This window comes from Streptomyces sp. NPDC056948 (assembly GCF_042674225.1).
In the GTDB taxonomy this organism is placed as follows: Bacteria; Actinomycetota; Actinomycetes; order Streptomycetales; family Streptomycetaceae; genus Streptomyces; species Streptomyces purpurascens.
The window spans coordinates 1-11,112 of sequence record NZ_JBHUQX010000325.1; the positions used below are offsets into that span (position 1 = coordinate 1).

The following is an 11,112-nucleotide window of genomic DNA, read 5'->3' on the forward strand; positions in this document are numbered from 1 at the left end:
CTGGGCGCACGACGAGACCCGCAAGTCCGCGGGTATCGCCGGTGCCAAGGTGCTGGAGGACGTCAAGGTGTCCATCCCCGGCTCGCTGACCCGCTTCGCCGAGACGCACCCGGCCGACGACGCCGAGGTCGCCGCGCAGCTCACCGAGGTCATCGCCCGTCTGCACGGCCAGGTCACGGAGCCGGCCGCCGCCTGACCCGTCACGCGACCGGTGCCTGGGAGGGGCCGCAGCCGTTGCCGGTTGCGGCCCCTCCGGCGTGTGCTCGACCGTGTCAGACCGCTTGGGGCAGCTGCTCGGTCCGGTGGATCGGGGTCCCCGATCCGGTGAGCGGCAGACCCGTTCCGCCGCGCCGTGCCGCGACGATCTCCGCCGCGATGGACACGGCGGTCTCCTCGGGCGTACGGGCGCCCAGGTCCAGTCCGATCGGCGACCGCAGCCGGGCCAGCTCGCGCTCGCCGACGCCCGCTTCCCTCAGGCGCCGGTTGCGGTCCTGGTGGGTGCGGCGGGAGCCCATGGCACCGACGTAGGCGACCGGCAGTCGCAGGGCCTCCGTCAGCAGGGGCACGTCGAACTTCGCGTCGTGGGTGAGCACGCACAGCACCGTGCGCCCGTCGGTCTCCGTCGACCGCAGATAGCGGTGGGGCCAGTCCACGACGATCTCGTCGGCGTCGGGGAAGCGGGCCCTGGTGGCGAAGACGGGGCGGGCGTCGCACACCGTGACGTGATGGCCGAGCAGCTTCCCCGCCCGTACCAGGGCCGCCGCGAAGTCGATCGCGCCGAAGACGATCATGCGGGGCGGTGGCACGGCCGACTCCACGAGCAGGGTGAGACCGCCCGGGCAGTGCGAGCCGTCCTCGGAGAGCTCGACCGTGCCCGTGCGGCCGGTGTCCAGCAGGGCGCGGGCCTGGTCGATCGCCGTGCGCTCCAGGTCCGGGGTGCCGCCGAGACCGCCTTCGTGCGAGCCGTCGGGGCGTACGAGCACGGCCCGGCCGAGGAGGTCGGCGGGCCCCCGGGCCACCCGGGCGAGAGCCACCGGCTCGCCACGGGCGGCGGCCGACAGCGCGGCGGCCTGGGCCGCCCGTTCGCCGCCGAACGGGGTGATCATGACGTCGATGGTTCCGCCGCAGGTCAGACCGACGGCGAAGGCGTCCTCATCGCTGTAGCCGAACCGCTCGACGAGCGTCTCGCCGTCCTGGAGAGCCTGGACGCAGAGGTCGTACACGGCTCCTTCCACACAGCCCCCGGAGACCGAGCCGATGGCGGTGCCGTCGGCGCAGACGGCCATGGCGGCGCCGGGAGGGCGCGGGGCGCTGCCGCCGACGGCGACGACCGTGGCGACGGCGAACTCCCGGCCCTCCTCGATCCACTCGTGCAGATCCCCGGCCAGGTCAAGCATCGCCGCCCGCCAACAGGACACGGTCGGGCCGGATCGGCAGGTTCCGGTGGCGTACACCGGTCGCGTGCCACACGGCGTTGGCGACCGCCGCGGCGGCGCCCACGATGCCGATCTCGCCGATGCCCTTGATGCCGACCGGATCGTCCGGGTCGGGGTCGTCGACCCAGTCGGCCTCGATGTGGGGCACGTCGGCGTGCGCGGCGACGTGGTAGCCCGCCAGGTCGGCGCCGTAGAGGCCGCCGCTGGTCCGGTCCCGTACGGCCTCCTCGTGCAGGGCCATGGAGATGCCCCAGGTCATGCCGCCGACGAACTGGTTGCGGGCGGTGAGCGGGTTGACGATCCGGCCGGCCGCGAAGATGCCCAGCATGCGGCGGACGCGGACCTCGCCGGTGGCCGGATCGACGGCGACCTCGGCGAACTGCGCCCCGAAGGAGTGCCGCTCCTTCTGGGCGAGGGCGCCGATGGCCTCGGTGGTGTCGGACCGTACGGTGATGCCCTCCGGCGGGATGTCGGCGCCCGGCGCGAGACTCCGGCGCAGCTCGTCGGCGGCGGCCGTGACGGCCCAGGCCCAGGAGCGGGTGCCCGTCGAGCCGCCGGCGATCATCGCCGGGCCGAGGTCGCTGTCGCCGATGCGCACCCGGACGCGGTCCGTCGCCACTTCCAGGGCGTCGGCGGCGACCAGCGTGAGCGCGGTCCTGGCGCCGGTACCGATGTCCGCGGCGTTGATCCGCACCGTGAAGGTGCCGTCCGCCTCCGCGGTGACGGCCGCTGTGGAGGGCATGGCGCCGGCGGGGAAGGAGGCGGCGGCGGTGCCCGTGCCGAGCAGCCAGCGGCCGTCGCGGCGCACTCCCGGCCGCGGGTCCCGGTCCGCCCAGCCGAACCGGCGGGCGCCCTCCCGGAAGCAGGCGATCAGGTTGCGGCTGCCGAACGGCAGCCCGGACACCGGGCCCACCTCGGGCTCGTTGCGCAGGCGCAGCTCGATCGGGTCGAGGCCGCATCGCTCGGCGAGTTCGTCGAGCGCCGACTCCAGCGCGAACGAACCCGGTGCCTCGCCCGGGGCGCGCATCCACGTCGGGGTCGGTACGTCGAGCCGCACGATCCGGCTGGCCGTGTGGTGGGCGTCGGCGGCGTACATCGACCGGCCCGCCGCGGCGCTCGGCTCGACGAACTCGTGCACGGCCGAGGTGAGGTTCAGGGACTGGTGCTCCAGCGCGCGCAGCCGCCCGTCCGCGTCCGCGCCGAGCCTGACCCGCTGGGCCGTGGGGCTGCGGTACCCGGCGAGCGAGAACATCTGCCGGCGGGTCATGACGACCCGGACCGGGCGCTGCAGAACGGTCGCGGCCATCACGGCGCCCACCTGGTGCGCCCGGACGCCCTTGCTGCCGAAGCCGCCGCCGACATGCTCGGACCGCACCCGCACCGAGGCCGGGTCCAGGGAGAACAGATTGGCGAGCTCGCCTGCGACCCAGGTGGTGCCCTGGTTGGAGTCGACGACCTCGAGCCGGCCGCCCTCCCACCGGGCCGTCGCCGCGTGCGGCTCCATCGGGTTGTGGTGTTCCTCCGGAGTGGTGTACTCCGCGTCCAGCACGACGGCGGACGCCGCGAGCTCGGCCTCCAGATCGCCCTTCTCGACCACGCCCGGCATATGGCCGTCGAGCGCGTACGCCTCGCTCTGCCGCTCGGCGGAGAACGCGATGTCGTGCGGCTCCTGGTCGTAGTGGACCTGGAGGGACTCGGCGGCCTCCCGGGCCTGTTCGGACGTCTCGGCGACGACCAGCGCCACGGGCCAGCCCAGATGGGCCACCCGGTCGTGCTGGAAGAGGGCGATGCTCGGGTCCGGGGCCATGCCCATCAGCCCGGCGTAGTCGGTTTCGACGCGCGGGGCGTTCTCGTGATGGAGCACGGCGAGGACACCGGGCATCCCGAGCACGGGCTCGGTGTCCAGGGCGCGGATGCGGCCACGGGCGACGGTGGACAGCACCAGCCAGCCGTGGGCGAGTTCGGCGAACGGGATCTCGCCGGCGTAGCGGGCGGCGCCCGTGACCTTGTCGCGGCCTTCCACACGGGTGTGCGACGAGCCGACGGAGCCCCTGGTGGCGGTGGTCATCGGGCGGCCTCCTCGGCGAGTTCGCTCAGCACGGCCACGACGAGGTTGCGCATCAGGGTCACCTTGTATCCGTTGTGGGGCAGAGGCCTCGCGGCGGCCAGTTCGAGCTCCGCGGCAGCGGCGAAGGTCTCGGCGTCGGCGGGTGCGCCGAGCAGGACGCCCTCGGCCGCGCGGGCCCGCCAGGGGCGGGAGGCGACGGCCCCGAAGGCCAGGCGCACGTCGTGTACGACGCCGTCCCGGACGTCGAGCGCGGCGGCGATCGAGCCGATGGCGAAGGCGTACGAGGCGCGCTCACGGACCTTGCGGTAGCGGGAGTGGACCGCGACCGGGGTGGGCGGCAGGGTGACGCCGGTGATCAGCGCGCCCGGCGGCAGGGCGGTCTCCAGATGCGGGGTCTCCCCCACCGGCAGGTAGAAGTCGGCGAGCGGCACCTCCCCCGGCCCGTCCGCCGTCTCGTACGACACGGTCGCGTCGAACGCGGCCAGGGCCACGCCCATGTCGGAGGGATGGGTGGCCACGCAGTGGTCGGAGGCGCCGAGGACGGCGTGGTTGTGGTGCTCGCCCTCGATCGCGGGGCAGCCGCTGCCCGGGCTGCGCTTGTTGCAGGGGGCGGTGACGTCGGCGAAGTAGCCGCAGCGGGTGCGCTGGAGCAGGTTGCCGCCGACGGTGGCCATGTTGCGCAACTGGCCGGAGGCACCGGCCAGTACGGCCTGTGCCAACGCCGGGTAGCGGCGCCGGACTTCGGGGTGCGCCGCGAGGTCGCTGTTGGTCACGGTCGCCCCGATGCGCAGCCCGCCGTCCTCGGTGGGCTCGATGCGGTTCAGGGGCAGTTCGCGTACGTCGACGAGGAGGGCGGGCCGCTCGACGCCGGTCTTCATCAGGTCGACCAGGTTGGTGCCGCCGCCCAGGAAACGGGCTTCCCGGTCGCCTTCGAGCAGCGCCACGGCGCCGGAGACGTCGTACGCCCGCTGGTAGCCGAACTCCCTCATGCCGCCGCCCCCTTGGACTCGGCGGCCCGGGCCACGGCCTGGACGATCGACACGTACGCGCCGCAGCGGCACAGGTTGCCGCTCATGCGCTCCCGTATCTCCTCCGGCGTCAGGGGTGGTGGTCCCGCCTCGGGCCGTACGTCGTCGGTGGCCGCGCTCGGCCAGCCGGCCGCGTGCTCCTCGATCACCGCGATGGCCGAACAGATCTGTCCCGGCGTGCAGTAGCCGCACTGGTAGCCATCCAGTTCGAGGAACGCCTGCTGTACCGGGTGCAGTCGGTCGCCCTCGGCCACGCCTTCGATGGTGGTGATCTCGCGCCCTTCGGCCGCCACGGCCAGTTGCAGACAGGCGACGCTCCGGCGGCCGTCGACCAGGACGGTGCACGCGCCGCACTGGCCCTGATCACAGCCTTTCTTGGTGCCGGTCATGTCGAGTCGTTCGCGCAGGGCGTCGAGCAGCGTGGTGCGGTGGTCGACGGTCAGCGTGTACTTCTCGCCGTTGACGGACAGGGTGAGGTCGCTGGACGTCGATGGGGGCATGGAAGCCTTCTCTCTCATGTCGCGAGGCCAGGAGGCGGGGACGCGGACTGTCCGCGCGGGCGGCACACCGATACGATGGAGCAAGCGGACAGTTGTCCGTTACCCGGAAACGTAACGGACAATTGTCCGCTTAACAAGGGCCGGGTTTCGGCCAAGGGATCGCGAGGAGGGCGAGTGCGGCAGAAGAAGGACGCGCCTCTGCGCTCGGACGCGCAGCGCAATCGCGAGCGCATCCTGGAAGTGGCGCTGGTCGAACTGACGCGTTCGGCGGACGCGCCGCTGAGCGCGATCGCCAAGAAGGCGTGCGTCGGGCAGGGCACCTTCTATCGCCACTTCCCCAGCCGTGAGGCACTCGTCCTGGAGATCTACCGCCACGAGATGCAGCAGGTCGCCGACAGCGCCGCACCCCTGCTCGAGAGCCGGGAACCCGACCGGGCCCTGCGCGAGTGGATGGACCGGCTCGCGCGGTTCGCGATGACCAAAGCGGGCTTGGCCGACGCCATCCGCCAGGCCACGAGCGCACCGGGGCAGCCCGCGAAGCCGGGACACACCCCGGTGACGGAGGCGGCCGAACTGCTGCTGCGCGCCGCCGAGCAGGCCGGCACCATCCGCCCGGGGATCACCGCGGACGATCTCTTCCTCACGATCGGCGGCCTCTGGGGGATCGACCCCCACACCGACTGGCAACCGCGCGCCACCCGGCTGCTGGACTTCGTCATGGACGCGCTGCGGGTGGGGGCGCCGGGGCGCTGAGGGTCCGCCCCTCGGGCGATGCCCGACGCATACGCCGCGGACGGTCAGGCGACCGCCGTGGGGGCCAGTTCGCGCAGCTCCCGCAGGGCCGCTGTGACCGCCGGGCGGGCGTGGCCGCCACCTCGGGTGCAGGTCAGGAGCTTGCGGTGGGGGTTGCCTGTGCAGCGGACCCGGGTGATCGGCAGGTGCGGGGTCAGGTGGGCCAGGCGCGGGACGAGGGCGACGCCGAGCCGGTGGGCGACGAGGTGGGCGGCGACGTTCCAGTCCAGGGCGTGGTGGACGACGTCGGGGGTGAAACCTGCCGCGCCGCAGGCGGACCGCACGTGCGGTGAGCAGGGGCTCTCCTCCACCGGCGCGATCCACGTCTCGCGCGCCGCCTCGGCGAGGTCGATCCGGGCCCGCCCGGCGAGCCGGTGTCCTTCGGGGACGACCAGGTCGAACGGGTCGTCCAGCAGCGGCTGCTGGTCGAACCGCGTGTCGCTCAGCGGCGGATTGAGCGGGGTGGCCTCGACGATCGCCAGTTCGGTCTCCCCCTCGAAGAGCAGATCGAAGCTCTCCGGGACACCCGCCTCGGTGATCCGTACGGACAGCCGCGGATGCCGCTCGCCCAGCCGGGCCGCCATCGGGGCCAGCAGCACCGAGATGGCCACGGGGAATCCGGTCACACGCAGCACCCCGGAGGGCGCTCCATGGTCGGCCCGTAGATCGAGTTCGGCCAGGTCCCAGCGGGCCTGGATGGCGTCGGCGTGCGCCAGGAGGCTCTCGGCGGCCGGGGTGAGGCGCACCCCGCGCCCCTGGGGCTCCAGCAGATCGACGTCCAGGTCACGGGCGAGCTGCCGGATCTGCTGGGAGGCGGCGGACGGAGTGAAGTGCAGGGCCCGGGCGGCGGCGGTGACCGTGCCGTAGTGGGAGACCGCCCTGAGGACGTGCAGCCTGCGCAGATCAATCATGCAGTCCACGCTTCACAATGGCGTGCACAAAGTCAACCTGGACGTGTACGGAGATCTCGACGCACCCTGGCTGTGTCGCGACGGTCAACCAGCCACGACGTACGAGGAGTCAGTCATGACCAGCACCAACGCCACGGCCTGCCCGCACTGCGGCTGGCCGGACGGGGGCGAGCCGTTCCAGGTGCTGTCGCGGCACACCACCGCGACGGGCCGCACGGAGTGGACGCGCTGCGGGTGCGGCTCGCTGCAGGTCCGGGTCGTCGACGGCCGCGGGATGCGTGTCGTCTCCCGCGGCGGGCCGGCCTCCGGCTCCGCTCCGGCGCGGTCGGGCACGGCGAGCCGCTGAGCGCTCAGGCCCCGCCGTGCCGCACCAGCCGCTCCCCCAGCGGGCTGCGCCGGTAGAGCACCCGGCGGCCGTCGCGGGCCCGGGTGACCAGGCCCGTCGCATGCAGGACACGCAGGTGCTGGGACACGGCGCTCGGGGTCACACCCAGGCGCCGGGCCAGCTCCACCGTCGGGAGCGGCTCGGCCAGCAGCCGCAGCAGCGTGGTGCGGGGCGCGCCGAGCAGGGCCGCGAGGGCGGGGGCCGCCGGCTCGGGGACCGGCTCCCACAGGGTCGCGGCACCCCGGCTCGGATAGGCCAGCATCGGCGGTTCCGCGGCGCTGACCGGGGGCGCCGGCTGATGCGCGAACAGGGAGGGGACCAGACGCAGGCCCCGCCCCGAGCCGTCCACGTGGTGGCGTCCGCGCATCCGGTCGACGCGCAGGACACCGTCGTCCCAGCGCAGATTGCGGTGCAGATCGGCGAAGAGCAGCCGGGCGCCGCCGGTGGCGAGCTGCCGCGCCCGGTGGGTGATGTCGGCCTCCAGGACGAGCCGCATCCGGGGCCAGGACGGCAGCAGCGCCGACTCCCAGTAGCGGCGCAGGAGTGCGCACAGCTCGTCCAGCAGCTCCGCGACCGGCGCGTCACCGGGCGCGCTCACCGCCCGCAGCACGTCCGGCAGGGGCCGGGGCGCGTGGGCGGCGAGTAGGTCGCGGCGGACGGCCTCCGGTGGTGTGGCGCGTACGACGGTGAGCTGCTCGTCGAGGGTGGGCGCGAAGGACGTCGGCCTCGGGGTCAGGAAGTCGGGCAGGGCCAGGGTGTCCCCCACCAGGGCGGCGAGCAGCCGGGCGTCGTCAGGGTCGAGTCCCTGGAGCACGGCGGCGCGCCACCGCACGTGCAGCGGGTAGAGGGCGGGTGCGCGCAGGGCACGCAGGCTGCCCATCACCTCGCGCAGGGGCGAGATCGCGAAGCAGGTGTCGGCGAGGTCCTCGACGCCGAGCCGGAAGCTGATCATTAAGGACCCCGCTTCATCCTTCGACAACCGCCCCGCCGTGGCGTGGACTTCGGCCCATGACGGATCACGACCACCGGCAGCGTACAGCGCACCCGGGCGCGAGCCCCCGGCTGATCCTGGTGCTGGCCCTCGTCTGTGGCGCGGCCGTGGGCAACGTGTACTTCCCGCAGGCCGTCAGCCCGTTGGTGGCGTCCGGCCTGGATGTCTCGCCCGACGCGGCCGCCGCAGTCGTCACCGCGACGCAGTTCGGCTACGCGGCCGGGATCTGCCTGCTCGTGCCGCTCGGCGACCGCCTGCCGCACCGCCCGCTGCTGGTCACGCTCCTCACGGTCACCGGCTTCGGGCTGCTCGCCGCGAGCGCCGCGCCGGGGCTGGTGCCGCTGGTGGGGGCCAGTGCCCTGGTGGGTGTGACGACGGTGGTGGCACCGCTCGCCGGGCCGCTCGTCGCCCGTCTCGTACCGAAGGAGCGGCTCGGCGTCACCGGCGGCACGCTGCTGAGCGGTTCCCTCGCGGGCATGCTGCTGTCGCGCGCCGTCGGCGGTGCCCTCGGCGACCGGCTGGGCTGGCGGGCGCCGTACGTCCTGGCCGCCGTGCTGTCTCTGGCGGTGGCCGCCCTGTCGGCCCGCCTCCTGCCGCGGACGACTCCGCTCTCCACCCAGCGCTATCCGGCTCTCCTCGCCGAGCCACTGCGTCTGCTGCGCACGGAACCCGCGCTGCGCCGCTCCTGCCTGTACCAGGCCCTGGTGTTCGCCGGTTTCTGCGCCGTGTGGACGGGGGTGGCCCCGCTGCTCACGGGTCCGGCGTACGGCATGGGCGCGGGGGCGGCGGGGCTGCTCGCCCTGGTGAACTCGGTGACCATGGTGTGCACGCCGGTCGCGGGCCGCCAGGTCGACAGACGGGGGCCGGACGCGGTCAACCGGGTGTGCTTCCTGATGGTGGGCGCCTCGGCCGCCGTGCTGGCGCTGGGCGGTCTCGGAGGGCTGGTGGGGGTGACGGCCCTGGTCGTGGGCACGCTGCTGCTCGACGTCGGCATGCAGTCCGGGATGGTGGCCAACCAGGTGCGGATCCAGACGCTGCGGGCCGAGGTGCGCAGCCGGCTCACCACGGCGTACATGACCTGCGCGTATCTTGGTGGCGCCGTCGGCTCGTGGCTGGGCATGCGTGCGTACGGCCGCTTCGGGTGGCCGGGCGTGTGCGTGCTGGTCGCCGCGCTCACCGCGGTCGCCCTCACCCGTCACCTGAGCCCACACGACGCCGGAGCGCCACCCGCCGTACGGCGGGCAGGTTCCGCCGCTCGGCGGCGCCCGGCGGCCGGGGTGGGGTCCGACCATGGCAGCACGAGCCGCCGTGACCTCGCGTGAGGAGACGCCATGACCCATGTTCCGCCGCCGTTCGACCCGGAACTCGCCGGAGCCCTGGAGCTGATCAAGGACATCGTCAGCCCGGGTCTCACGATGGACCAGATCGCCGAGGTGCGCCAGGGCCCGGGCATAGAGCTGCTGGCCCAGCTGGACCTGACGATGGGCGGGACCTTCGAGGTGGAGGACCGGCAGGTGCCCGGGCCGCAGGGCGAGCCCGACATCTCGCTGCTGATCTGCCGGCCGGCCGCTCCGGCGACCGCCGGTGCTCGGCCGGTCATCTACCACGTGCACGGCGGCGGCATGGTCATCGGGAACAACCGGGCCGGGGTCGACGTCCCGCTGGCGTGGGCGCAGGCGCTGGACGCGGTCGTGGTGTCCGTGGAGTACCGGCTGGCGCCGGAGCATCCGCATCCCGCGCCGGTCGAGGACGTGTACGCCGGGCTGCTGTGGACGGCCGACCACGCGGCAGAGCTCGGTGGCGACCCCGAGCGGATCGTCATCGCGGGTGCGAGCGCGGGCGGGGGCCTGACCGCCGCGCTGGCCCTGCTCACCCGGGACCGCAAGGGGCCGCAGCCGATCGGGCAGGTCCTGATGTGCCCGATGCTCGACGACCGCAACGACACGCCGTCGACGTACCAGATGGCGGGTCTCGGGGTGTGGGACCGCACCGCCAACGAGACCGGCTGGACCGCGCTGCTGGGCTCGCGGCGCGGCGGGCCCGACGTACCGGCGTACGCGGCACCGGCCCGTGCCGAGGACCTGACCGGGTTGCCCCCGGCCTTCCTCGACGTCGGCTCGGCGGAGACCTTCCGCGACGAGGTCGTCGCCTACGCCTCGCGCCTCTGGCAGTCCGGTGGCGTGGCCGAACTCCACGTGTGGCCGGGCGGCTTCCACGGCTTCGACGGTTTCGCACCCCAGGCGGCGCTGTCCCAGTCGGCCAGGGCGGCGCATGTGAACTGGCTGCGGAGGCTTCTGAACGGGTGACCACGCAGCCGCATGCCGCACCATAGGCCTATGAAAGAGCTGGCCGGGCGCCTGACCGCGCTCGATCCGGACGCCGGTGCGGCGGTCCGGGTCATCGCCTACTTCGACCGTCTGGCCGAGTCCAGGGCCGGTGTCGAGGCACTCGTACGCGGCGCCGCCGTACTGTCCGGCTGCCCGGCCCGGCTGGTGGACCCCGAGCGACACGTCCACGTCCGCGTACAGCCCGACGGCACACGCCAGGACACCGACACCCCACCGAACCCCACCTGGCCCTCCGCCCGACTGACCCCGAACGGACCCGCGATCCTGTGGCTGGAACGGGGCGGGACGGAACGTCAGGGGGGCGCCGGGGCGGTACCCGGCGGGGGTGTGGCGGAGCAGGCCGGGGCAGCACCCGGCGTGGTCATCGCGGAGGACACAGGGCCAGCGCCCGGCCGGGTCGACGCGGAGCAGGCCGGAGCCGCGCCCGGCGTGGCCATCGCAGAGCACCCTGGGACGACACCCGACCAGGTCGCCGCAAGACAGACCGGAGCCCAACCCGACACGGCCGAAGCGGAGCAGGCCGGGACCACGCCCGGCGTGGCCATCGCAGAGCGCCCCGGGACGACACCCGACCAGGTCGCCGCAAGACAGACCGGAGCCCAACCCGACACGGCCGAAGCGGAGCAGGCCGGGACCACGCCCGGCGTGGCCAT

10 protein-coding genes and 2 pseudogenes are annotated in these 11,112 nt (G+C 74.0%); 6 read left to right on the plus strand and 6 right to left on the minus strand.

Annotation, left to right across the window (positions count from 1 at the left end; genetic code table 11):
* Positions 1–196 (plus strand): annotated as a pseudogene (locus ACFTZL_RS32400) (FMN reductase); the annotation flags it as partial.
* 76 nt (positions 197–272) lie between these two features.
* Here the strand turns inward: ACFTZL_RS32400 and ACFTZL_RS32405 are convergent.
* Genes ACFTZL_RS32405 through ACFTZL_RS32420 form a run of 4 tightly spaced genes read right to left on the minus strand, consistent with a single transcriptional unit; the run spans position 273 to position 5,032 of the window.
* The gene (locus ACFTZL_RS32405) at positions 273–1,397 is read right to left on the minus strand and encodes an XdhC family protein (protein ID WP_382590002.1); all 1,125 of its coding nucleotides are present in this window, start codon (positions 1,395–1,397) and stop codon (positions 273–275) included.
* Complete coding sequence (locus ACFTZL_RS32410) at positions 1,390–3,504, minus strand: xanthine dehydrogenase family protein molybdopterin-binding subunit (protein WP_382590005.1); 2,115 nt, start codon at positions 3,502–3,504, stop codon at positions 1,390–1,392. The genes ACFTZL_RS32405 and ACFTZL_RS32410 overlap by 8 nt, the downstream gene beginning before the upstream one ends.
* Positions 3,501–4,493 (minus strand): FAD binding domain-containing protein, encoded by a 993-nt coding sequence (locus ACFTZL_RS32415; protein WP_382590008.1) that lies wholly within the window; start codon positions 4,491–4,493, stop codon positions 3,501–3,503. The genes ACFTZL_RS32410 and ACFTZL_RS32415 overlap by 4 nt, the downstream gene beginning before the upstream one ends.
* Positions 4,490–5,032 carry a 2Fe-2S iron-sulfur cluster-binding protein gene (locus tag ACFTZL_RS32420; protein WP_382590011.1) on the minus strand — a complete coding sequence of 181 codons (543 nt, stop codon included), beginning with the start codon at positions 5,030–5,032 and terminating at the stop codon, positions 4,490–4,492. The genes ACFTZL_RS32415 and ACFTZL_RS32420 overlap by 4 nt, the downstream gene beginning before the upstream one ends.
* A 174-nt stretch (positions 5,033–5,206) precedes the next feature.
* Between ACFTZL_RS32420 and ACFTZL_RS32425 the strand changes: the two genes are divergently transcribed.
* The gene (locus ACFTZL_RS32425) at positions 5,207–5,785 is read left to right on the plus strand and encodes a TetR/AcrR family transcriptional regulator (RefSeq protein WP_382590014.1); all 579 of its coding nucleotides are present in this window, start codon (positions 5,207–5,209) and stop codon (positions 5,783–5,785) included.
* A gap of 44 nt (positions 5,786–5,829) precedes the next feature.
* Here the strand turns inward: ACFTZL_RS32425 and ACFTZL_RS32430 are convergent, their stop codons facing one another.
* Positions 5,830–6,735, minus strand: a complete 906-nt coding sequence (locus ACFTZL_RS32430) for a LysR family transcriptional regulator (RefSeq protein ID WP_382590017.1) — start codon at positions 6,733–6,735, stop codon at positions 5,830–5,832.
* A 115-nt stretch (positions 6,736–6,850) separates the two neighbouring features.
* On the opposite strand from ACFTZL_RS32430, the gene ACFTZL_RS32435 reads away from it, so the two are divergent.
* Positions 6,851–7,081 (plus strand): hypothetical protein, encoded by a 231-nt coding sequence (locus ACFTZL_RS32435; RefSeq protein ID WP_382590020.1) that lies wholly within the window; start codon positions 6,851–6,853, stop codon positions 7,079–7,081.
* Between the two features lie 4 nt (positions 7,082–7,085).
* Here the strand turns inward: ACFTZL_RS32435 and ACFTZL_RS32440 are convergent, their stop codons facing one another.
* A complete protein-coding gene (locus tag ACFTZL_RS32440) occupies positions 7,086–8,072 on the minus strand; it encodes a metalloregulator ArsR/SmtB family transcription factor (protein WP_382590022.1) in 987 nt (328 codons plus the stop codon).
* Positions 8,073–8,128: 56 nt separating this feature from the next.
* Between ACFTZL_RS32440 and ACFTZL_RS32445 the strand changes: the two genes are divergently transcribed.
* The 3 genes and pseudogenes from ACFTZL_RS32445 to ACFTZL_RS32455 form a co-directional block, all read left to right on the plus strand.
* Complete coding sequence (locus ACFTZL_RS32445; RefSeq protein WP_382590025.1) at positions 8,129–9,433, plus strand: MFS transporter; 1,305 nt, start codon at positions 8,129–8,131, stop codon at positions 9,431–9,433.
* Between the two features lie 9 nt (positions 9,434–9,442).
* Positions 9,443–10,417, plus strand: coding sequence for an alpha/beta hydrolase (locus tag ACFTZL_RS32450; protein ID WP_382590028.1), 975 nt, complete (start codon positions 9,443–9,445; stop codon positions 10,415–10,417).
* A gap of 30 nt (positions 10,418–10,447) precedes the next feature.
* Positions 10,448–11,112 (plus strand): annotated as a pseudogene (locus ACFTZL_RS32455) (PucR family transcriptional regulator); the annotation flags it as partial.